General features: G+C 72.8%; 21 protein-coding genes and 1 pseudogene. 19 read left to right on the top strand and 3 right to left on the bottom strand.

The window, feature by feature from the left end; genetic code table 11:
- The 3 genes from ACZ7N4_RS27220 to ACZ7N4_RS27210 all read left to right on the top strand — a co-directional run.
- A partial coding sequence (locus tag ACZ7N4_RS27220) for a flavodoxin-dependent (E)-4-hydroxy-3-methylbut-2-enyl-diphosphate synthase (RefSeq protein WP_471362572.1) occupies positions 1-610 on the top strand: 610 nt, incomplete at its 5' end.
- A gap of 37 nt (positions 611-647) precedes the next feature.
- Positions 648-2,546 (top strand): 1-deoxy-D-xylulose-5-phosphate synthase, encoded by a 1,899-nt coding sequence (gene dxs, locus ACZ7N4_RS27215; RefSeq protein WP_471362555.1) that lies wholly within the window; start codon positions 648-650, stop codon positions 2,544-2,546.
- Complete coding sequence (locus tag ACZ7N4_RS27210; protein ID WP_471362553.1) at positions 2,543-3,928, top strand: aspartate aminotransferase family protein; 1,386 nt, start codon at positions 2,543-2,545, stop codon at positions 3,926-3,928. Before dxs ends, ACZ7N4_RS27210 begins: the two co-directional genes overlap by 4 nt.
- Before the next feature lie 9 nt (positions 3,929-3,937).
- Here the strand turns inward: ACZ7N4_RS27210 and ACZ7N4_RS27205 are convergent, their stop codons facing one another.
- Positions 3,938-4,225, bottom strand: coding sequence for a hypothetical protein (locus ACZ7N4_RS27205; protein ID WP_471362550.1), 288 nt, complete (start codon positions 4,223-4,225; stop codon positions 3,938-3,940).
- A gap of 177 nt (positions 4,226-4,402) precedes the next feature.
- Between ACZ7N4_RS27205 and ACZ7N4_RS27200 the strand changes: the two genes are divergently transcribed.
- Both ACZ7N4_RS27200 and ACZ7N4_RS27195 read left to right on the top strand, forming a co-directional pair.
- A complete protein-coding gene (locus ACZ7N4_RS27200) occupies positions 4,403-5,032 on the top strand; it encodes a helix-turn-helix domain-containing protein (protein ID WP_471362547.1) in 630 nt (209 codons plus the stop codon).
- Positions 5,029-5,151 (top strand): DUF6126 family protein, encoded by a 123-nt coding sequence (locus ACZ7N4_RS27195; RefSeq protein ID WP_471362545.1) that lies wholly within the window; start codon positions 5,029-5,031, stop codon positions 5,149-5,151. The genes ACZ7N4_RS27200 and ACZ7N4_RS27195 overlap by 4 nt, the downstream gene beginning before the upstream one ends.
- Positions 5,152-5,434: 283 nt before the next feature.
- Here the strand turns inward: ACZ7N4_RS27195 and ACZ7N4_RS27190 are convergent, their stop codons facing one another.
- Positions 5,435-6,232 (bottom strand): tyrosine-protein phosphatase, encoded by a 798-nt coding sequence (locus ACZ7N4_RS27190; protein WP_471362542.1) that lies wholly within the window; start codon positions 6,230-6,232, stop codon positions 5,435-5,437.
- A 172-nt stretch (positions 6,233-6,404) separates the two neighbouring features.
- Here ACZ7N4_RS27190 and ACZ7N4_RS27185 point away from each other — a divergent pair, with 172 nt between their 5' ends.
- From ACZ7N4_RS27185 to ACZ7N4_RS27175, 3 genes and pseudogenes are all read left to right on the top strand, one after another.
- The gene (locus tag ACZ7N4_RS27185) at positions 6,405-8,477 is read left to right on the top strand and encodes an alpha-galactosidase (RefSeq protein WP_471362593.1); all 2,073 of its coding nucleotides are present in this window, start codon (positions 6,405-6,407) and stop codon (positions 8,475-8,477) included.
- A 524-nt stretch (positions 8,478-9,001) separates the two neighbouring features.
- Positions 9,002-9,397 (top strand): annotated as a pseudogene (locus ACZ7N4_RS27180) (M23 family metallopeptidase); the annotation flags it as partial.
- Between the two features lie 149 nt (positions 9,398-9,546).
- Positions 9,547-10,332 carry an SGNH/GDSL hydrolase family protein gene (locus tag ACZ7N4_RS27175; RefSeq protein WP_471362591.1) on the top strand — a complete coding sequence of 262 codons (786 nt, stop codon included), beginning with the start codon at positions 9,547-9,549 and terminating at the stop codon, positions 10,330-10,332.
- A gap of 66 nt (positions 10,333-10,398) precedes the next feature.
- Here ACZ7N4_RS27175 and ACZ7N4_RS27170 read toward each other — a convergent pair whose 3' ends face one another.
- Positions 10,399-11,019 carry a TetR/AcrR family transcriptional regulator gene (locus ACZ7N4_RS27170; protein ID WP_471362539.1) on the bottom strand — a complete coding sequence of 207 codons (621 nt, stop codon included), beginning with the start codon at positions 11,017-11,019 and terminating at the stop codon, positions 10,399-10,401.
- Positions 11,020-11,407: 388 nt separating this feature from the next.
- Between ACZ7N4_RS27170 and ACZ7N4_RS27165 the strand changes: the two genes are divergently transcribed.
- The 11 genes from ACZ7N4_RS27165 to ACZ7N4_RS27115 all read left to right on the top strand — a co-directional run bounded on the left by ACZ7N4_RS27165 (position 11,408) and on the right by ACZ7N4_RS27115 (position 22,231).
- Positions 11,408-12,592 carry an MBL fold metallo-hydrolase gene (locus ACZ7N4_RS27165; protein WP_471362536.1) on the top strand — a complete coding sequence of 395 codons (1,185 nt, stop codon included), beginning with the start codon at positions 11,408-11,410 and terminating at the stop codon, positions 12,590-12,592.
- A gap of 556 nt (positions 12,593-13,148) precedes the next feature.
- Positions 13,149-15,605: a sensor histidine kinase gene (locus ACZ7N4_RS27160; protein WP_471362534.1), complete on the top strand. Its 2,457-nt coding sequence runs from the start codon at positions 13,149-13,151 to the stop codon at positions 15,603-15,605.
- Positions 15,606-15,696: 91 nt separating this feature from the next.
- Positions 15,697-16,131 carry a roadblock/LC7 domain-containing protein gene (locus ACZ7N4_RS27155; protein ID WP_471362532.1) on the top strand — a complete coding sequence of 145 codons (435 nt, stop codon included), beginning with the start codon at positions 15,697-15,699 and terminating at the stop codon, positions 16,129-16,131.
- A gap of 2 nt (positions 16,132-16,133) precedes the next feature.
- Positions 16,134-16,505, top strand: a complete 372-nt coding sequence (locus ACZ7N4_RS27150) for a DUF742 domain-containing protein (RefSeq protein ID WP_471362529.1) — start codon at positions 16,134-16,136, stop codon at positions 16,503-16,505.
- Complete coding sequence (locus ACZ7N4_RS27145) at positions 16,483-17,082, top strand: GTP-binding protein (RefSeq protein ID WP_471362526.1); 600 nt, start codon at positions 16,483-16,485, stop codon at positions 17,080-17,082. The genes ACZ7N4_RS27150 and ACZ7N4_RS27145 overlap by 23 nt, the downstream gene beginning before the upstream one ends.
- A 61-nt stretch (positions 17,083-17,143) precedes the next feature.
- Entirely contained in the window at positions 17,144-17,719 is a 576-nt protein-coding gene (locus ACZ7N4_RS27140; RefSeq protein WP_471362523.1) for a GAF domain-containing protein, read from the top strand.
- Between the two features lie 186 nt (positions 17,720-17,905).
- Entirely contained in the window at positions 17,906-18,934 is a 1,029-nt protein-coding gene (tdh, locus tag ACZ7N4_RS27135) for an L-threonine 3-dehydrogenase (RefSeq protein WP_471362521.1), read from the top strand.
- Between the two features lie 45 nt (positions 18,935-18,979).
- The gene (locus ACZ7N4_RS27130; RefSeq protein ID WP_471362518.1) at positions 18,980-20,173 is read left to right on the top strand and encodes a glycine C-acetyltransferase; all 1,194 of its coding nucleotides are present in this window, start codon (positions 18,980-18,982) and stop codon (positions 20,171-20,173) included.
- 30 nt (positions 20,174-20,203) lie between these two features.
- A complete protein-coding gene (locus ACZ7N4_RS27125; protein ID WP_471362515.1) occupies positions 20,204-21,121 on the top strand; it encodes a LysR family transcriptional regulator in 918 nt (305 codons plus the stop codon).
- Between the two features lie 46 nt (positions 21,122-21,167).
- Positions 21,168-21,713 (top strand): transcriptional regulator, encoded by a 546-nt coding sequence (locus ACZ7N4_RS27120; protein ID WP_471362513.1) that lies wholly within the window; start codon positions 21,168-21,170, stop codon positions 21,711-21,713.
- On the top strand, positions 21,710-22,231 hold the full coding sequence (locus tag ACZ7N4_RS27115; protein ID WP_471362510.1) for a GNAT family N-acetyltransferase: 522 nt from the start codon (positions 21,710-21,712) through the stop codon (positions 22,229-22,231). Before ACZ7N4_RS27120 ends, ACZ7N4_RS27115 begins: the two co-directional genes overlap by 4 nt.
- The last annotated feature ends 22 nt before the right edge of the window (positions 22,232-22,253 follow it).

The raw sequence follows: 22,253 nt of genomic DNA, 5'->3' as shown, positions 1-22,253 counted from the left end.
CTGGGAGGCGTCCCTCTTCGAGGAGCACGACTTCCGGGACATCAAGATCTCCGTCAAGCACAACGACCCGGTCGTGATGATCGAGGCCTACCGCCGGCTCGCCGAGCAGTGCGACTACCCCCTCCACCTGGGCGTCACGGAGGCCGGCCCCGCCTTCCAGGGCACGATCAAGTCGGCGGTCGCCTTCGGCGCCCTCCTCTCCCAGGGCATCGGCGACACGATCCGTGTCTCGCTGAGCGCCCCGCCCGCCGAGGAGGTCAAGGTCGGCATCCGGATCCTGGAGTCGCTGGGGCTGCGGCAGCGGCGCCTGGAGATCGTCTCCTGCCCGTCCTGCGGCCGGGCCCAGGTGGACGTCTACAAGCTCGCCGAGGAGGTCACCGCGGGCCTGGACGGCATGGAGGTACCGCTGAGGGTCGCGGTGATGGGGTGCGTGGTCAACGGTCCGGGGGAGGCGCGAGAGGCCGACCTCGGCGTCGCCTCCGGCAACGGCAAGGGTCAGATCTTCGTCAAGGGCGAGGTCATCAAGACCGTCCCCGAGTCGAAGATCGTGGAAACCCTCATCGAGGAGGCCATGAAGATCGCCGAGCGGACGACCCCCGCTGACAGTTGAGTTGAGGCAGAGGCACGGACCGAGAGGGGGCCCGAGCGTGACCGTTCTGGAGAACATCCGGGGACCACGCGACCTGAAGGCGCTGTCCGAGGCGGAACTCGGCGTACTGTCCGAGGAGATACGCGAGTTCCTGGTGCACGCGGTGTCGAGGACCGGCGGTCACCTCGGCCCCAACCTGGGCGTGGTGGAACTGACCGTCGCCCTGCACCGGGTCTTCGAGTCGCCGGTCGACCGCATCCTGTGGGACACCGGCCACCAGAGCTATGTGCACAAGCTGCTGACCGGCCGTCAGGACTTCTCGAAGCTTCGCGGCAAGGGCGGACTGTCCGGATACCCCTCGCGCGAGGAGTCCGAGCACGACGTCATCGAGAACAGCCACGCCTCCACCGCGCTCGGCTGGGCCGACGGCCTCGCCAAGGCCCGCCAGGTGCAGGGCGAGAAAGGCCATGTGGTCGCGGTCATCGGCGACGGCGCGCTGACCGGCGGCATGGCCTGGGAGGCGCTCAACAACATCGCCGCGGCCCGGGACCGGCCGCTGATCATCGTCGTCAACGACAACGAGCGCTCCTACGCGCCCACCATCGGCGGCCTCGCCAACCACCTGGCCACGCTGCGCACCACCGACGGCTACGAGAAGGTCCTCGCCTGGGGCAAGGAGGTCCTCCAGCGCACCCCGGTCGTCGGCAGCACCCTCTACGAGTCCCTGCACGGCGCCAAGAAGGGTTTCAAGGACGCCTTCGCGCCGCAGGGCATGTTCGAGGATCTGGGCCTGAAGTACCTGGGCCCGATCGACGGACACGACATCAAGGCCGTCGAGTCCGCGCTGCGCCGCGCGAAACGCCTCCACGGCCCCGTGCTGGTCCACTGCCTCACCGAGAAGGGCCGCGGCTACGAACCCGCCCTCGCGCACGAGGAGGACCACTTCCACAGCGTCGGCGTGATGGACCCGCTCACCTGCGCACCCCTCGTCCCGTCGAACGGCCCCTCCTGGACGTCGGTGTTCGGCGAGGAGATCGTGAGGATCGGGGAGGAGCGCGAGGACGTCGTGGCGATCACGGCGGCCATGCTGCACCCGGTCGGCCTGGGGAGGTTCGCCGAGCGCTTCCCGGACCGGGTGTGGGACGTGGGCATCGCCGAGCAGCACGCGGCCGTCTCCGCGGCGGGCCTCGCCACCGGCGGGCTGCACCCGGTCGTCGCCGTCTACGCCACCTTCCTCAACCGGGCCTTCGACCAGCTGCTGATGGACGTCGCCCTGCACCGCTGCGGGGTCACCTTCGTCCTGGACCGGGCCGGCGTCACCGGCACCGACGGCGCCTCCCACAACGGCATGTGGGACATGTCCGTCCTCCAGGTCGTCCCCGGCCTGAGGATCGCCGCCCCGCGCGACGCCGACCAGCTGCGCGCCCAGCTGCGCGAGGCCGTCGCCGTGGACGACGCGCCCACCCTGGTCCGCTTCCCGAAGGAGACCGCCGGGCCGCGCGTCCCGGCTGTCGACCGGGTCGGCGGCATGGACGTCCTGCAGCGCGCCGAACACCCCGAGGTGCTGCTGGTGGCCGTCGGCGTGATGGCCTCGGTGTGCCTCCAGGCCGCCGAGCTGCTCCAGGCCCGCGGGATCGGCTGCACGGTGGTCGACCCGCGCTGGGTCAAGCCCGTCGACCCCGAGCTGCCCGGCCTGGCGGCCGGACACCGGCTGGTGGCCGTGGTGGAGGACAACAGCCGTGCCGCGGGTGTCGGTTCGGCCGTCGCCCTGGCCCTCGGCGACGCCGACGTGGACGTGCCGGTGCGGCGGTTCGGCATCCCGGAGCAGTTCCTGCCGCACGCCAAGCGCAGCGAGGTGCTGGCCGACATCGGCCTCACGCCCGTCGAGATCGCCGGGCGGATCAGCGCGAGCCTGGCCGTCAAGGACGTCGACGGCACAGCCAAGGAGAGTGAATGACCACCGAGTTCGACCTCGGCGCCCTGCTCGCCGAGCGCGGAGCCGAACGCTACGAGCTGCACGCCCGGCACCTCAACCCGCAGTTGCCGCGCATGCTGCACACCATCGGCTTCGACAAGGTCTACGAGCGTGCCGAGGGGGCGCACTTCTACGACGCGGACGGCAACGACTACCTGGACATGCTCGCCGGGTTCGGGGTGATGGGCCTGGGCCGCCACCACCCGGTCGTCCGCAAGGCGCTGCACGACGTGCTGGACCTGGACCTCGCCGACCTCACCCGCTTCGACTGCCAGCCGCTGCCCGGCCTGCTCGCCGAGCGGCTGCTGGCCCACAGCCCGCACCTGGACCGGGTGTTCTTCGGCAACAGCGGCACCGAGGCGGTGGAGACGGCCCTGAAGTTCGCCCGGTACGCCACCGGCAAGCCGCGCGTCCTCTACTGCGACCACGCCTTCCACGGGCTGACCACCGGCTCGCTGTCGGTCAACGGCGAGCGCGGCTTCCGGGACGGCTTCGCCCCGCTGCTTCCCGACACCGCCGTACCGCTCGGCGATCTCGACGTGCTGGCCCGGGAGTTGGCGAAGGGTGACGTGGCCGCGCTGATCGTGGAGCCGATCCAGGGCAAGGGCGTGCACGAGACGCCGCCCGGCTACCTGCGGGCCGCGCAGGAGCTGCTGCACAAGCACAAGGCGCTGCTCATCGCCGACGAGGTGCAGACCGGCCTCGGCCGTACCGGTGACTTCTACGCCTACCAGCACGAGGACGGCGTAGAGCCTGACCTGGTGTGCGTGGCCAAGGCCCTGTCCGGCGGGTACGTCCCCGTCGGCGCCACCCTCGGCAAGGAGTGGATCTTCAAGAAGGTCTACTCGTCCATGGACCGGGTGCTGGTGCACTCGGCGAGCTTCGGGTCCAACGCCCAGGCGATGGCGTGCGGCCTCGCCGTGCTGTCGGTCATGGAGAACGAGCAGATCGTCGCCGGCGTGCGCCGCACGGGCGAGCGGCTGAAGTCCCGGCTCACCGCGCTGATCGACGAGTACGAGCTGCTCGCCGACGTCCGCGGCCGGGGCCTGATGATCGGCATCGAGTTCGGCAGGCCGTCCTCGCTGAAGCTGCGCGGCCGCTGGACGATGCTCCAGGCGGCGCGCAAGGGCCTGTTCGCGCAGATGGTCGTCGTACCGCTGCTGCAGAAGCACCGGATCCTCACCCAGGTCTCCGGCGATCACCTGGAAGTGATCAAGCTGATCCCGCCGCTGGTCGTCGACGAGGCCGACGTCGACCGGTTCGTGGACGCCTTCACGGCGGTGATGGACGACGCGCACAGCGGCGGCGGCCTGATGTGGGACTTCGGCAAGACCCTGATCAAACAGGCGGTGGCGAACCGCTGAGGACCGGCCCTAGGGGGCCAGAAGGAGCACGAAGGGGAAGAGCAGCCCGGTCGTTCCCAGGACGGTTCCCGTCACCGCGGCCCACATCCGGCCGATGCCACGACGGGCGTAGTGGACGCCCATCAGGCCGAACGTGACGGCGAGCCCTCCGGCGAGGAACATCACCGGAAGCAGCAGGAGCGTGGGCCACGTGCATGCGGCGGCCATGACGCCCAGCACGAGCGCCGTCGGGCCGAGGGCTCCGGCGGGTGTGTCGGCAGGCGTGTGGGCCCGGTCGGGCGTGGTGGGCGCAGGCATGGGACCCCCGCGGTTTGAACGTGTTCAAATCCTGGGGTTGATCGTGACAGGGCCAGGGGAAGGGGCAGCGGCTCGCCACAGGGCCGGGGGAGAGGGCAGCGGCTCGCCGCCGTCACAGGAATTTGCCTCACGGGCAAAAAAATTGCCCCACAGGTAAGGCTGGGGCTCAATGGAGGCATGAACGCCTCAGACGCCGGGCGGCCGGCGGACCCGGCCCCGGACGAGGGCCTGCCCGCCGTCGCGCCACAGCTGCGCGCCCTGCGCCGGCGCGCCGGGCTCACCCTGGAGGCCGCGGCCCGCGGCGCCGGGCTCTCCGCGGCCCATCTGTCCCGCCTGGAGACCGGGCAGCGCCAGCCCTCGCTGCCGATGCTCCTGGCGCTCGCCCGTATCTACGGTACGACCGTCTCCGAGCTGCTCGGCGAGACGGTCGCCGACCGGGACGCGATCGTACGGGCCGCCGACATGGAGCCGACCCGGGCGGGCGGCTGGACGTACGTCCAGGCAGGGTCGCCCGGCCGCGGCATGCAGGCCCTGAGGGTGCGGGTGCCGTACGGCTCGCAGGGCGACATCGTGCGCGTCCACCCCGGCGAGGAGTGGCTGTACGTCCTCAAGGGGCGGCTCCGGCTGCGGCTCGGCGACACCGGCCACCTGCTCGGACCCGGTGACAGCGCGCACTTCGACTCGCTCACCCCGCACCGCCTCGCCGCCGAGGACCACGACGGCGTGGAGCTGCTGTTCGTCCACACCCTGCTGCAGAGCCCCACGGCCGCACTGTGCCTGGGCCCGCTGACCGGAGAGCTGTCATGAGCGACTACGAGACCAGGTTCCCGCGTTCCCTGTGGGTCCGGCTGATCATCTACATCGCGCTCGGGCACGTCCTGGCCGCGTTCCTCTACCTGCTGTTCGCGGTGGGCGGCAAGGGCTGACGCGGCCCCGCGCGCGGCGGGACGGGCGGAAGCCCGAGACGTCCGACCCGGTCACCGCCCACCGGCCGCCGGCCCCGCACGGCCGACCGGCGGCGGGGCCCCGGATCCGTACGACGCCCCCCGAGGCCGACCTCGGACTGTCCAACCTGTGGGCCGGGTTGTGCGCACCGACTACGACCCGTGGGCCGCCGAGGTGTCGGGCCCCCGCGCCGGTCGAGGCTGTGCGCGTGCCCCGAACTCCCTGCACCGTGCGGCCGGAGGGGTGCGAACCGTGCCCGTCCCGTCAGTCCAGCAGGCGTGCGCGCAGGCGCTCGCGGGAGTCGGGGGACAGGCCCAGGCCCCGGGCCAGGTAGGTGTCGGTGTCGCCCCAGGTGTCCTCGATGCTCGCGAAGGCCGCCTCCAGGTACTCGGCGCGCGCGTCGAAGAGCGGATTGAGCAGCTCCATCACCTCGGCGGTGTACGCGGTGTCCGCGCTGCCGCTGCGCCGGACCTTGTAACGGCGGTGCTTGGCGGCCGACTCCAGGTAGTCGGCGATGATCGCGTCCCGTTCCACGCCCAGGGCGAGGAGCGTCACCGCTATCGAGATGCCCGCGCGGTCCTTGCCGGCCGCGCAGTGCATCAGCGCGGGCACGCTGTCCTCGGCGAGCGCGTGCAGCACCCGGGAGTGCTCGGCGGTGCGCTCCGTGACGATCTTCCGGTAGGAGGCGATCATCCGGGCCGCCCCCTTGCCGTCGTCCAGGATCGCGCGCAGCTGGTCGAGGTCGCCGTCGCGGACCATCTGCCAGAACTCGGCGCCGTCCGCCGGGTCGCTCAGCGGGAGGTTCACGTTCCGCACGCCGGGCAGCTCGACGTCGGGTCCCTCCAGCTTCTGGTCGGCCGCGTTGCGGAAGTCGAAGATCGTGTGCAGGCCCAGGGAGGCGAGGAAGGCCGCGTCCTCGTCGGTCGCGTGCGCCAGGTGCCCGCTGCGGAACAGGACGCCGTACCGCACCCGTCGCCCGTCCGTGGTCGGCAGTCCGCCCACGTCACGGAAATTGCGCACTCCGGCCAGCTCCGGCTCGGTCGACGGGACCTGCTGCGTCACGGGGGCTCCTCCCGGTCGTTCCCCGCCGTCGCGGCTCGTCGGCGGGCGCCTCTGACGACCATACGGCATCGATTTCCTAGGGCAATGAGTTGTCCACAGGCATGGACACCGGGTCCGCGGCCCTTGATGATGTTGGCACTTGCGCGGATCTGTTGGCACCTGTGAGGTCTCGATGGTGGACATCGCCGAAGACGGTCGTACCTGGCTCCTGTCGGGCCCCGGCAGCAGTTACGCCCTGCATCTCACCGACGCGGACGAACTGCTCCACCTCCACTGGGGCCCGCGGATCGCCCTCCCCGACGCCGAGGCCCTCGCCGAGCGCCCCCTGCCCGGCTACCGGCCCTTCGAGTCCCCCCTCGACGGCCGCGAGGAGTACCCGGTCGAGGGCGGTGCCCGCTTCGTCCGCCCCGCCCTGTCCGTCCGTACCGACGAGCGGCGCGGCACCGAGTGGCGCTTCGTGTCGTACGACACCGAGGGCGGTGGACTGCGGCTGCGCTTCGACGACGACGGCGTGGGGACCACACTGCACTACCGGATGCGCGGCGACGTGGTCGAGCGGTGGGTGACCGTCGAGAACGGCGGCCACGCGCGCGTGGAGCTGCTGCGGGCCGACGCGGCCACCTGGACCCTGCCCGACCGCGAGGGGTGGCGGCTGTCCCAGCTGCACGGCCGCTGGGCCGCCGAGTCCCGGCTCACCACCGCGCCCCTCACCTACGGCGAGAAGGTCATCGGCAGCCGCCGCGGCCACACCGGACACCAGCACCTGCCCTGGGTCGCCCTCGACACCGACGCCACCGAGGAGCGCGGCGAGGTCTACGGCTGCGCGCTCGGCTGGTCCGGCTCCTGGCGCATCGCCGTCGCCCAACTCCCGGACGCGCGCGTGCAGATCACCGGCGGCGCCGGCTACGACGACTCGGGCCTGCTGCTCCTCGGGCCCGGGGAGTCGTACACCACTCCGGTCTTCGCGGGTCTGTGGAGCGACGGCGGCTTCGGTGGCGCGAGCCGCGCCTGGCACGCCTACCAGCGCGCGTACGTCATCCCGGAGGCCGAGCGGGACCGGCCCGTGCTCTTCAACTCCTGGGAGGCCACGTTCTTCGACATCTCCGAGGAGCAGCAGCTCGCCCTCGCCCGCCGGGCCGCCGAGATCGGGGTCGAGCTGTTCGTGGTGGACGACGGCTGGTTCGGCGCCCGCACCAGCGACCGCGCCGGCCTCGGCGACTGGACGCCCAGCCCGGACCGCTTCCCGCACGGCCTGAAGCCCCTCGCCGACCAGGTGCACGGCCTGGGCATGCGGTTCGGCATCTGGGTGGAGCCCGAGATGGTCAACCCGGACAGCGACCTGTACCGCGCCCACCCCGACTGGGTGCAGTACCAGCCGGGGCGAAAGCGTACGGAGCTGCGCCATCAGCTCGTGCTCAACCTCGCGCGCGAGGACGTCCGGGAGTACCTCCGGGAGCAGCTGGACACCCTGCTCTCCAGCGCCCCGATCGACTACGTGAAGTGGGACTTCAACCGCTGCTTCACCGACGCCGGCTGGCCCGGGGAGCCGTACCCGCAGCGCCTGTGGGTGGACCACGTCCGCGGCCTGTACGCCCTGCTGGACCGGCTGCGCGCGGCTCACCCCCAGGTCGCCTTCGAGTCCTGCTCGGGCGGCGGCGGCCGGATCGACCTCGGGGTGCTGAGCCGCACCGACCAGGTGTGGACCTCCGACAACACCGACCCCCTGGACCGGCTCGCCATCCAGCACGGCTTCACCCACGTCCATCCCGCGCGCGTCATGGCGGCCTGGGTCACGGACAGCCCCAACACCCAGCTCAACGGCCGGGTCAGCTCGCTGCGCTTCCGGTTCGTCAGCGCCATGGCCGGCGTGCTCGGGGTCGGGGGCGACCTGGCGGAGTGGAGCGCGGAGGAACTGGCCGAGGCCCGGCGCTGGGTGGAGCTGTACAAGGAGATCCGCCCGGTCGTGCAGCACGGCGAGCTGTACCGGCTGCGGCCTCCGACGGGCGGCCTGAGTGCCGTCCAGTACCTCCGGGGCGGGGAGGCCGTCGTCCTCGCCTGGCTGCAGGCCCAGGGTTACGGCGAGCCGGTGCCGGCGGTGCGGCTGCGCGGGCTCGACCCGACGGCATCGTACGAATGCCGTGAATCGGGCGAAGTCCACCGAGGTGCCGTTCTGCTGCACCACGGACTGCGCACCGGCCTCGAAGGTGACCTGGACGCGACGGTCATCCGACTGCGTCGCCTCTGACCTTTCTGCCCTGGTTGGGCCTTTCCTCCCATCCTGCCAGGGAAGGAAGGCCTCTGGGGAATCGCGGCGTGAGGAGCGTCATAACCGTGACCGGGCGTCGCGCGTCATGTCCACGTAATGCTCGGGCTGAAGAGGGAAACCGGAAGAACGACGGCGCGGGAATTCACGCTGGGTGACCGCGCATTCCGGCATGGGATCACCCCGAAAAGGAACAACGGGAAGCGGCTGCTTGTTCCGCCGCGCCCCGCTCGCCTACCTTCCGAACCCATCCGGACGGAACGCCGAATCCTGCCGCCGCCCGGAGTCCCCGCACATGACCCGCGTCGGCAGGAGCGGGGGACCCACCAGGCACGACTGCCTGTCCCGGTCTCCGCGACAGGCCAGGGGTGCAGCCGTGCCGCCCACGGCCGGGCAGTGCCAGCCCGAACCCGACAGCCCACCTCGCAGGCGCCGGAGAGGAATTGCGCCATGCCCGCCAAGGGTAGGCACCGACGCCCCAAGACCCCGCGTCCGCCTCCGCCGACTGCATCCTGCCGGTGGCCGGCGCCACCATCGGCACCGGCTACCACGTCGCCGGCGCCATGTGGTCCAGCGGCCACCACGCCGGCGTCGACTTCGTCGTCCCCACCGGCACCCCCCTCAAGGCCGTCGCCGAGGGCACCGTCGTCTCCGCCGGCTGGGGCGGCGCGTACGGCAACCAGGTCGTCCTCAGGCTGAACGACGGCCACTACGCCCACCTCTCGCAGCTCTCCGTCTCGGCCGGCCAGACCGTGACCGCGGGCCGGCAGGTCGGGCTGTCCGGCGCCACGGGCAACGTGACCGGCCCGCACCTGCACTTCGAGATCCGCACCACACCCGACTACGGCTCGGACGTGGACCCGGTCGCCCACCTCCGTGCGCACGGGGTCGCCGTCGGCTGACACCCGCCCTGCCTATTCCTGGATTGGCAAATTATTTAAGAGTGTCTCATCTCACCGTTCGTCAACCCCGGCCTACGGTCGCGTAGGTCACATCGGAAGGTGAATCATGGTCCGACGTGGCAGACGATTCGAAGAATGACGACACATCAGTGATCGGGTCGTACGTGGCGGTGGGGGACAGCTTCACCGAGGGCGTCGGCGACCCCGGGCCCGACGGGGCGTTCGTAGGCTGGGCCGACCGCTTCGCGGTGCTGCTCGCCGACCGGCGCCCCGAGGGCGACTTCCAGTACACCAACCTCGCCGTGCGCGGGAAACTGCTGGACCAGATCGTGGCCCACCAGCTCCCGAAGGCCGTCGAAATGGCCCCGGACCTGGTCTCCTTCTGTGCGGGCGGCAACGACATCATCCGCCCCGGCACCGACCCGGACGAAGTGGCCGAACGCTTCGAACGCGCCGTGTCCCGGCTGGCCGAGGTCGCCGGCACGGTGATGGTGACGACCGGCTTCGACACCCGGGGCGTCCCGGTGCTCAAGCACCTGCGCGGCAAGATCGCCACCTACAACGGACACGTCCGGGCCATCGCCGACCGGTACGGCTGCCCCGTCCTCGACCTGTGGTCCCTGAAGTCCGTGCAGGACCGCAGGGCCTGGGACAGCGACCGGCTGCACCTGTCGCCCGAGGGCCACACGCGCGTGGCGCTGCGCGCCGGGCAGGTCCTCGGTCTCCAGGTGCCGGCCGACCCGGAACAGCCGTGGCCGCCGCTGCCGCCCCGGGGCACCCTGGACATCCGCCGCGACGACGTCCAGTGGGCCCGCGAGTACCTCGTCCCCTGGATCGGGCGCCGGCTGCGCGGCGAGTCCTCCGGTGACCATGTGACCGCCAAGGGCACGCTGTCCCCGCACGACATCAGGATGCGCATCGCCTCCGTGGCCTGACACCGCCGCCCGCGCCCCCGGCCGCGCCGCCCGCCTGCGCGGTCCGGGGCGCGGGCGGGCGCGCGCTCACCGCTCCCGGTCGGTCAACGCCGTCCGGTCCAGGCCGAGTTCCCGAGCGAGGGCCTCGTCCACCCACTCCTGCGCCCGGGACCGGGCCACCGCGCCCGGGTACGACGTCAGCTGCACCGCCAGCCCGTCCAGCAGCGCGGTCAGCCGCAACGCCGTACCCGCCGGGTCGGCGCACGCGAACTCACCGGCCGCGATGCCCTCGGCGATGACCTCCGCGATCACCGCTTTCCACTGCTTGTCCAGCTCACGGGTGACCTCCCGCAGGGCGGGCTCGCGCAGGGCCACGGCCCAGCCCTCGATCCACAGCCGCCAGCCCTTGGCCTGCCCGGTCGGCGCGTACCAGCGCACCGCGGCCCGCAGCCGGCGCAGCGCGGTGGTCCGCCGGCCCACCACCTTGCGCAGGTGCGCGAGGTCGTCCTCGGCCGCGTACGCGAACGCGGCGGCGACCAGCTTCTCCTTGGTCGAGAAGTGGTACAGCACCAGCGCGTTGCTCACCCCGAGCGACGCGGCCACGTCGGCGATCCGCACCGCCGCCACACCCCGCGCCTCGATCTGCTCGATGGCTGCCCGCAGCAGCTCCTCCTGCCGCTCCGCCACGCTCAACCGCACTCTCGCCACGCGCTCACCCTAGTGCTAGTCGATCGCATGCGAGCGGTACCGGTCAGAAGCGGTCCGTCACCGTTATACGCCGAGGCGTTCCGCGATCACCGGGGTCCGGTCGCGGACCGGCTCGCGCGCGGCCGGCGGCGCCCCGCCGACGCGGACGCCGGGGCCCCGCCCGGGAGTTCACCATCATCCGGGCACGGCACCGCGCGGCCGACGGCGTGGTAGCCGCGCCGTGGACGTCGGGCCACCGAGCGGACACCGTGGCCCACCGCTGGTCGGCGGCGCGGGCCGGACACGTCCCGGGGGCCGGCGACGCCGGGCGGTCGGAGGGGCCGACCGCCCGGACCGTCGGAGGGGCCGACCATAATGGAGGGCCTCACCCACTCCACCGGGAGGTACCGTGACCGGTCTGCGTTCTCCGAGCACCGGACTCCGTGCGCTGCGGCCTGCTGCCTTCGGCGCGGACCCGGGCGGTGAGCGCCTGGCACGCATCCGCCGCTCCCCGCACTTCAAGGACGGCGTCTTCCAGAACCCCGGCGGCCCGGCCCGCACCCGGCCGTCCGGCTCCACGATGGACCTCGCCAAGGTCTTCCTGGACAAGGACACCCGCCCGCTGCGCGCCCCCCAGGGCACCGTCCCGGTCCACCCCACGACCTTCGCCGACCTGGCCAAGCCGCCCGCGACGGGGCTGCGGCTGACCTGGATGGGCCACTCCAGCGTGCTCGCCGAGATCGACGGTCACCGGGTCCTGTTCGACCCGGTCTGGGGCGAGCGCTGCTCCCCGTTCCCGTTCGCCGGGCCCAGGCGGCTGCACCCGGTGCCGCTGCCGCTGGCCGCCCTCGGGCCCGTCGACGTCGTCGTCATCTCGCACGACCACTACGACCACCTGGACCTGCCCAGCATCAAGGCGCTGGCCGGCACGGACACCCTGTTCGCCGTCCCGCTCGGCGTCGGCGCCCACCTGGAGCACTGGGGCGTCTCCCCGGACCGGCTGCGCGAACTCGACTGGCACGAGTCCACCCGGATCGGCGGGCTCACCCTCACCGCCACCCCGGCCCGTCACTTCTGCGGCCGCGGGCTCCGCAACACCCAGCACACCCTCTGGGCGTCCTGGACCGTCGCCGGCGACGAACACCGCGTCTACCACAGCGGCGACACGGGCTACTTCGACGGCTTCACGGACATCGGTGCCGCACACGGCCCGTTCGACGCCACGATGATCCAGATCGGCGCGTACAGCGAGTTCTGGCCCGACATCCACATGACCCCCGAGGAGGGCCTGCGCGCCCACCTCGACCTGCAGGGCGGAGCGCCGCACGGCGTGCTCCTGCCGATCCACTGGGGCACCTTCAACCTCGCACCGCACCCGTGGGCCGAGCCGGGGGAGTGGACCAAGGAGGCCGCCGAGGAGTCCGGCCAGGCCGTGGCCCTGCCCCGGCCGGGCGAGCCCTTCGAACCCGCGGGCAAGCTGCCGGCCGAGGCGTGGTGGCGGGACGTGTCCGGGGAGGTCCGGCGCACCTGGCGCTCGGTCGGAGCCTTCGTGGCGGAGCCGCCCGCACGCGGCACGGGCGGCCACGGGCACTGAGCGCCGGCGGGCGCCCGAACCGCGGAACGGGCCGTGGGGTCCTGTGGCCTGTGTGGCCCGACGCTCTGTGCGGCCCGGCGGGTTCGCGCGGGCCGCCCTCAAGCCGAGGCCAATGCGAGCACGCCGAGTAGTGATCGTGCGTGCCGTGCACCGGGGGAGGAACCCCGGGGAGCCGGTCACGAGGGAGTCGCTCGCGCGGGAAACGGGCTCTGCGGTGGTGCGCCCGTCGCACAGAGCCGATCGGTCCGCCGTTCCGTTCGCGACCGCTCCTGACCAGGTCGGATCGGTGTGCTCCGGGGTCCGATCGTATGTCGGACAGCGGTCATCGGACTTTCGTACGACGCCTCATACCAGAGCGGGACGCTGCCCGGGGGACTTTGTCAACTGCCCACCGCACATGATGCTCGGGCAACTACGGTGAGTGTCCGTCGGACGGCGCGCGGCCGGGCCCCGGTCCCGCCGGCCGACGCCGCGATGACGCACGCCCGCATCGACGCATGCCCGCAGCGCGCACCGCGAGAGGACACAGGCCCGACGGACCAGTACGAGGACGCAGATGTCTCACCTCCGAGCACCGGCCACCCGCGCCGACCGCCGCGAGGGCGGCCGGCACGGGCGGCCGGTCGCGCGACCCGCTCCCGCACTGCCCGAAACGCACATACGGCCCCAGCTCATGCGACTCGCCGTGCTGCCGCCCCTCGCGGTCGCGCTCAGCTCCGCCGCCGCGGTGATCTTCAGCGTCCGCTCCACCGGCGCACGCACCGGCCCCCTCCTGTGGGCCGTGCTCGCCGGAGCGGTCACCGTGACCGTCGCCGGCATCCTGATCGCCGCCGTGGCCGCCGACCGCGCCGCCCGCTCCGTCGCCGACCGGGTCGACGCGCTCCGCCGCACCGCCGCACGCGGAGAGGCCGACCTGCACGCCCTGGTCGACGCGCTGCGCCAGGGCGAGGCCCCGCCGCAGCGGGGGCCGCGCCGCCGGCCGCCCGCGGACGCCGACGACTTCGAGCTGCTCGCCGCCGACCTGGCCCGCGCGTACGACGGCGCCGTCACCGCCGTCGTGCGGGCGGCCCAGCTCTCCAGCCAGACCGGCAGCGAACAGAAGCTGGAGGTGTTCGTCAACCTCGCGCGCCGGCTCCAGTCGCTCGTGCACCGGGAGATCTCGATCCTCGACGACCTGGAGAACGAGATCGAGGACCCCGACCTGCTCAAGGGCCTCTTCCACGTGGACCACCTGGCCACCCGCATCCGGCGGCACGCCGAGAACCTCGCCGTGCTCGGCGGGGCCGTCTCCCGCCGCCAGTGGAGCAACCCGGTCAGCATGACCGAGGTGCTGCGCTCCGCCATCGCCGAGGTCGAGCAGTACTCCCGGGTCAAGCTCGTCCCTCCCATCGACGGCGAGCTCCGCGGCCACGCCGTGGCCGACGTCATCCACCTGCTCGCCGAACTCATCGAGAACGCCACCGTGTTCTCCGCCCCGCACACCCAGGTGCTGCTCCGCGCCAACCTCGTCACCTCCGGGCTCGCCGTGGAGGTCGAGGACCGCGGGCTGGGCATGCCCGTCGCCGAGCAGAACCGGATGAACGCCCTGCTCGCCGACCCCGACCAGGTCAACGTCGCCAGCCTGCTGGCCGACGGCCGCATCGGCCTCTACGTCGTCTCCCAGCTCGCCCGCCGGCACAGCATCCACGTGCGGCTGCAGACCAACATCTACGGCGGTGTACAGGCCGTACTCGTGGTCCCGCAGGCGCTGTTGGGCAACACCCCGGGCGGGCCGGAGGCAGCCGCCGGGACCGCCGGGGCCGTTGCGACCACAGTGGCCGCCGGAACCGGCGGGAACGCCGCAACCGCCGCAGCCGCCGTAACAGCCGGGACTTCCGTGCCGCCGTTCGCACAGGCACTGGACAGCGGAGGTGCGCAGGGGGCCGGGGACGCGCCCGCTGCCGCCCTTCCTGCCGCCGGGCCGGGGACCGCGGCCGGACCAGGGAGTGCGACCGGAACACAGGACGCTGCCGCGACCGCAAGCGCGCGTGGCACCGGCGGCACCGGCGCGACCCACAGGACCGGGGACGTCGGCGGAACCGCGGGCTCCGGCGCGGGCGGGGCCGGGACAGGGGGCGACTCCGAGACCGGGACCGGCTCCGGCCGACGGCGGCACGCCCAGCGCGGATCCGGGCGGCGCGGCACCGAGGGCGGCGCGCGCGGACGGCACGGCGCCGCCCCGCCCCCGCTGCCCGTGCGCGGGGCCCAGGAGGCGCGGCCCACCCCCTCCGACGCCGCGCCCGGCGTCAGCGCCGAGGACCGGGCGGTGGTGGAGGCACACGCGGGCGCCCTGCCCACCCCGCGCGTCGGCACGGTCCGCGGCACCATGGACAAGCCCCAACTGCCCCGCCGACGCGCTCAGGAGCACCTCGTGCCCCAACTGCGCGGCGGCCCCGCCCCCCGCCAGGACGCCGGCACCGTCGTCGGACACGATCCCGGTCTGATGGCCGCCTTCCAACGCGGCATCGGCCTCGCCGAGGCCCAGCAGAGCCTGGAGTCCGAGCACCGGGAACCGGGGTACGGGACGTCGTCGGCGTACGACACACCGGCGCACGACACATCGGCGTACGGCATCGCGGGCCATGACTCCTCGGTGTACGACACCCCGGGCTACGGTGCCCACCTTCCGGCCTCCGCGCCCGACACCAGCGAGCCGGTACGCACACGTCCCGAACACGGCGGCGGCACGGAACCTGCCGGCGCCCCACATCAGGACGCGCACCACAGGGGCTCCGACCACATGGACCCCACACCCATGGCCGCTCCTCACATGTCCCGCACGGACATGTCCCGCACGGACATGTCCCGCACGGACATGTCCCGCCCAGACATGTCCCGCACAGACATGTCCGGCACACACATGTCTCACGAAGACATGTCCCCGGCCCCCATATCCGAGACGCACACCCCCGCTCCCGCGTCCGACGGCGTCCGCGGCACAGGCCGGTCCGAGGGGAACACCCCGGCCGGATGACCACCTCGGCCCCCGTACGCCACAGCTCCACCCCCGCCCCCACCCCCGCGCTCCCGCGCGGACCTTCGTACCCCCAAGGAGTCGATCCACCATGGCGAGCGATGCGCCGACCGTCCACGCGACCGACCTCGACTGGCTGCTGAGCGGCCTCGTGCAGCGCGTGCCGCACACCGACAGCGCGGTGCTCCTGTCCTGCGACGGACTGGTGAAGTCCGTGCACGGTCTGGACACCGACAGCGCCGACCACATGGCGGCCCTGGCCTCCGGCCTGTACTCCCTCGGCCGCAGCGCGGGCGCCCGGTTCGGTGACGGCGGCGACGTCCGCCAGGTGGTCGTCGAACTCGACGCGACCCTGCTGTTCGTCACCACCGCCGGCTCCGGCACCTGCCTCGCCGTGCTGGCCGCCCGCGAGGCCGACGCGGCCGTGCTCGGCTACGAGATGGCCATGCTGGTCAAGAGCGTCCGCCCCTACCTGGTGACCGCGCCCCGGCAGCACGCCGTCGAATCCACGGCGACGAGGCCTTGAGCGTGGCCGCAGCCGGCGACGGGCCCTGGCTGGACGACGCGGCGGGGCGGCTGGTGCGGCCGTTCGCGGTCAGCAACGGCCGCACCAAGCCCAGCATCGCCCTCGACCTGATGTCGCAGGTGATGGCCACCGGCGTCACCCCGCTCGGCTACCTCGGCCCCGAGCACGCCCAGGCACTCGGCCTGTGCCGCGCGCCCGTCTCGGTCGCCGAGGTCGCAGCCCAGCTGAAACTGCCCGCCGTGGTCACCAAGGTGCTGCTCTCCGACCTGGTCGACTGCGGCGCGCTGACCACCAAGCCGCCCGTGTACCACCACACTCCCACTGACCGGTCTCTGCTGGAGGCAGTGCTCGATGGACTACGACGACAGCTCTGACCCGTTCCCGACCGCGCTCAAGATCCTGGTCGCGGGCGGGTTCGGGGTCGGCAAGACCACCTTCGTGGGCGCGGTCAGCGAGATCGCGCCGCTCAGCACGGAGGAGCTGCTCACCACGGTCAGTGTCGGCACGGACAGTCTCGACGGCGTCGAGAACAAGATGGAGACCACGGTCGCGATGGACTTCGGCCGGATCACCCTCGACCGGGAACACGTGCTGTACCTGTTCGGCACGCCCGGGCAGGAGCGGTTCTGGTTCATGTGGGACGAGCTGTCCGAGGGCGCGCTCGGGGCGGTGATCCTCGCCGACACCCGGCGGCTCCAGGACTGCTTCGCCGCCGTGGACTTCTTCGAGGAGCGCGGTCTCGCCTTCATCGTCGCCGTCAACGAGTTCGACGGCTCCCACCGCTACGACCCGGAGGAGGTGCGGACCGCCATCGACCTCGACCCGCGGATCCCGGTGGTGCGCTGCGACGCCCGGATCTCCAGCTCCGGCGTCCAGACCCTGCTCGTCCTCGTCCGCCACCTCCTCGCCCACACCCCGGCGACGGCGCCCAGCCACGGCGCCCACATGTGATCCCGTACTACCGCCCACGGAGCCGCTATATGAGGTACGCCCACAGCGACGGAGCCCGGCCATGAGCTACGAGCCGCCCCGGCCGGTCCGGGGCCTGCTGCTCACCCCCGAGGACAAGGAGGCCCCCGCCCGTGTCGACCGGCTGCGCCGACTCGGCCTCGCCGACCGGCCCGACCCCGTGCTCGACGCCTTCGCCGCCCACCTCGCCCAGCTCACCGGCGCGCTCTACGCCATGGTCAACTTCATCGGCGAGGACCACCAGTTCTTCGCGGGCCTGAGCGCCCCCGCCACGGCCCCGGTCGTCCGGGACGACGGCAGCAGGGCCGAGATCGGCCGGGTGCTGCCGCGCGACCACGGCTTCTGCCCCCATGTGGTGGTCCGCCACAAGGCACTGGTTCTGGAGGACGTCCGCGACTATCCCCGGTTCGCGGGCAACCCGGTCGTGGACGAGTACGGCATCCGCTCCTACCTCGGCGCCCCGCTCATCGACCGCTACGGCATGGCTCTGGGCACCGTGTGCGCCGCCGACACGGCGCCCCGCGCCTGGGGCAGACCCGGCCTGGAGACCATCAAGGCGCTCGCCGCCGATCTCGTCGTACGCCTCGAACGGAGTGCGGAGGACGGGTTGCCGCTCTGACACGCCGGGAGGGTGTTTCCGGCGCGCCGGGAAGGCGTGTAGGAAAGCTGAGGCGCCGGTTAAGAAAAGCTCGATGGACCCGGGCCCGCGCATGCGGCAGATTGCAGGGTGATTCCACCCCTCTGACCCGGTGCGGGTTTCTTACGTTTGCCCGCGGGCCGGGCCTCACCCACAGGAGCCGTAGCGTTGAAGGCGCTGGTCAAGCAGAAGGCGGAGCCGGGACTCTGGCTGACGGACGTCCCGGAGCCCGCCATCGGCCCCGGAGACGTCCTGATCAAGGTCATGCGGACCGGTATCTGCGGAACCGATCTGCACATCCGGGCCTGGGACGGCTGGGCCCGGCAGGCCATCCGCACGCCCCTCGTGGTCGGCCACGAGTTCGTCGGGCAGGTGGTCGAGACCGGGCGCGACGTGACCGACATCCGCATCGGCGACCGGGTCAGCGGCGAGGGCCACCTGGTGTGCGGGAAGTGCCGCAACTGCCTGGCCGGCCGCCGCCACCTGTGCCGGGCCACCGTCGGCCTCGGTGTCGGCCGCGACGGCGCGTTCGCCGAGTACGTCGCCCTGCCCGCGTCCAACGTCTGGGTGCACCGCGTCCCCGTCGACCTCGACGTCGCCGCGATCTTCGACCCGTTCGGCAACGCCGTGCACACCGCGCTCTCCTTCCCGCTGGTCGGCGAGGACGTGCTGATCACCGGTGCGGGCCCGATCGGTCTGATGGCCGCCGCCGTCGCCCGGCACGCCGGAGCCCGCAACGTCGTCGTCACCGACGTCAGCGAGGAGCGCCTGGAGATCGCCCGCAAGATAGGGGTGAGCCTCGCCCTGAACGTCGCCGAGTCCACGATCGCCGACGGACAGCGCGAACTGGGCCTGCGCGAGGGCTTCGACATCGGCCTGGAGATGTCCGGCCGCGCCGAGGCCATGCGGGACATGATCGCCAACATGACGCACGGCGGCCGGATCGCCATGCTCGGCCTGCCCGCCGAGGAGTTCCCGGTCGACTGGTCCCGGATCGTCACCTCGATGATCACCATCAAGGGCATCTACGGCCGGGAGATGTTCGAGACCTGGTACGCGATGTCGGTGCTGCTGGAGGGCGGACTGGACCTCGCCCCCGTGATCACCGGCCGCTACGGCTACCGCGACTTCGAGGCGGCCTTCGCCGACGCGGCGAGCGGCAAGGGCGGCAAGGTCATCCTCGACTGGACCGCGTGAGCGACGCACATCCCCTTCCGCGCAAGCACTCTAGGAGCTTCTTCGATGTTCGACACCGTCCGTGACGACCTGCGCGCCACCCTGGACGAGATCCGCGCCGCCGGCCTGCACAAGCCCGAGCGGGTCATCGGCACGCCGCAGTCCGCGACCGTGAACGTCACCGCCGGCGGCCGCCCCGGCGAGGTCCTCAACTTCTGCGCCAACAACTACCTCGGTCTCGCCGACCACCCCGAGGTGATCGCCGCCGCCCACCAGGCCCTGGACCGCTGGGGCTACGGCATGGCCTCCGTGCGCTTCATCTGCGGCACCCAGGAGGTCCACAAGGAGCTGGAGACCCGGCTGTCGGCGTTCCTCGGCCAGGAGGACACGATCCTGTACTCCTCCTGCTTCGACGCCAACGGCGGTGTCTTCGAGACCCTGCTCGGCGAGGAGGACGCGGTGATCTCCGACGCCCTCAACCACGCCTCCATCATCGACGGCATCCGGCTGTCCAAGGCCCGCCGCTTCCGCTACGCCAACCGCGACCTCGCGGACCTGGAGGCGAAGCTGAAGGAGGCGTCCGACGCGCGGCGCCGCCTGATCGTCACCGACGGCGTCTTCTCCATGGACGGCTACGTGGCGCCGCTCGCCGAGATCTGCGACCTCGCCGACCGCTACGACGCGATGGTCATGGTCGACGACTCGCACGCCGTCGGCTTCGTCGGCCCGACCGGCCGCGGCACCCCCGAGCTGCACGGCGTGATGGACCGCGTCGACATCATCACCGGCACCCTCGGCAAGGCCCTCGGCGGCGCCTCCGGCGGCTACGTCGCCGCCCGCGCCGAGATCGTCGCCCTGCTGCGCCAGCGTTCCCGCCCGTACCTGTTCTCCAACACCCTCGCCCCGGTGATCGCCGCCGCCTCCCTGAAGGTCCTCGACCTGCTGGAGTCCGCCGACGACCTGCGGGTGCGGCTCGCCGAGAACACCAAGCTGTTCCGCAGCCGGATGACCGAGGCGGGCTTCGACGTCCTCCCCGGCGACCACGCCATCGCCCCCGTCATGATCGGCGACGCGGCGCAGGCGGCCCGCATGGCCGAGCTGCTGCTGGAGCGCGGGGTCTACGTGATCGGATTCTCCTACCCGGTCGTCCCGCAGGGCCAGGCCCGCATCCGCGTGCAGCTGTCCGCCGCGCACTCGACGGACGACGTCAACCGCGCGGTCGACGCGTTCATCGCGGCGCGTGCCGAGCTGGCGGCCTGACCAGGGCGGACGCCCTGGGATAATGGGGACATGATCGAGGCACGGCGGCTCCACATCCTCCGTGCGGTGGCCGACCACCGCACGGTCACGGCGGCAGCCGCCGCGCTCTACCTCACGCCCTCCGCCGTCTCCCAGCAGCTGACGGCGCTGGAGCAGGAGACCGGCCACCGTCTGGTCGAGCGCGGTGCCAAGGGCGTACGGCTCACCCCGGCCGGCGAGATCCTGCTCAGCCACACCAACGCGGTCCTCGCCCAACTGGAGCGCGCCGAGGCCGAACTGGCCGCCTACGGCTCGGGCGAGGCGGGCACGGTCACCGTGGCGGCCTTCGCGACGGGCATCGCCCAGGTCGTGGCCCCCGCCGTGGCCGGCCTCGCCCGCTCCGCCCCCGGGATAAGGATCCGGGTCCAGGACGCGGAGGGCGACGCGAGCCTGCCCATGGTGCTGGACCGGCAGGTCGACGTCGCGGTCGCCGTCGAGTACCGGGGCGCGCCGCCGGCCGACGACCCCCGGCTGACCCACGTACCGCTCTACGCCGAGCCGTTCGACGCCGTCGTACCCCTCGGCCACCGCCTGGCCGACGCTCCCGAGGTGCCCCTCGGCGAACTGGCCAAGGACCCCTGGATCGGCCCGTACCCCGGCAACCCCTGCCACGACGTGGTGGTGCTCGCCTGCGAGAGCGCCGGCTTCCAGCCCCGCCTCGAACACTCCTCCGACGACTTCCGCGCCGTCGTCGCCCTCGCCTCGGCCGACGTCGGGGTGGCGCTCGTCCCGCGCTCCGCGCTGCGCGGTGTGGACCTCACCGGTGTGGTCGTACGCCCCGTGGACGGTGTCGCGCCGACCCGCCGGGTCTTCGCCGCCGTCCGGCGCGGTGCCGAGGGGCACCCGCTGATCCGCCCGGTGCTCCAGGCGCTCGGCGAGGCCGCGCTCGGTGAGGCGGCGCGGGCGTGAGACGTCCGTAACCGCGCCGTCTCCTCTCAGGGATAGCGTCCCGGACATGAGAAACGAGGATGCCGTCGCTCTCCTCATCGGCGCCCGGCACCGCTGGTCCCCGGGCGAGCCGGCGGAGCGCGGCGGGGGCAGCCGGTCCACCCTGTCCCGCGCCGAACGCGCGGAGTCCAGACCCACCGCCGCCCCGTCGAACCGGCTCCGCCGTGTGTACGGCCGCACCATGTCCCACCTGCTGAGCGAGGTGGAGGCGGCACCGGTCCCGCTGGTCCGGGCCGCCGAGCAGCGGGTGTGGGAGGACCGCGCCTCCGGCCTCGTCCGCCGCCCGGTGTCCCCGCCGCACACCGGACTGCGCGGCGACCTGGTCCAGGGCCGGCTCACCCCGGGCGCGGACATCGGCTACGACCGCCCTCCCGTGCCCGGTCTCGAACAGCACCCGTGGCTGCCGGCCGGAGCCTCGGAGGTGACCGTCGGCGAACAGGTCCACCGGCTCGACGCGGGCGCCTGCCTGCGGATGCGCGTCACCGGCGCGAGCGGCTTTCGCTGCCCCGGCCCGCACGAGGCCCGCTACGTCCAGGCGGTGGTACGGCCATGAGGGTGGAGCGCTGGACCGGCACCCACGTGCGCGAGCGGGCCGGGGACCTGGCGGAGCTGCTCGTCGACACCGTGGCCTCGGGAGCCTCCGTCGGCTTCCTCGCACCGCTCGGGCACGCGGAGGCCCTCGCCTGGTGGCGGGAGCGGGCGGCGGCCGCGTCGGCGGGCGGCGTCGCCGTCTGGGCGGCCATGGATCCCGCGGGCCGGGTCACCGGCACCGTCGGCCTCGTCTTCCCCGACGAGCCGAACAGCGGCCACCGCGCGGAGCTGGTCAAGCTGATGGTGCACCGCTCGGCGCGCGGGCAGGGCCTCGGCCGCCTCCTGCTCACCACCGCCGAACAGGCCGCCGCGGCCGTCGGCCGCACCCTGCTCCACCTCGACACCGAGACCGGCAGTCCCGCCGAGCACCTGTACCGCTCGGCCGGCTGGACCGCGGCCGGCACCATCCCCGACTACGCGGCCGCTCCCACGGGGGCGCTGCGGCCGACGACGCTGTACTACAAGCGGCTCGGAGGGTGACTGTCGGTGGCAGGGGCTACCT

Source organism: Streptomyces sp. NPDC107654, assembly GCF_055639035.1.
Note: the sequence above shows the minus strand (reverse complement) of the source record. Positions and strands in the feature narration are given on the sequence as shown.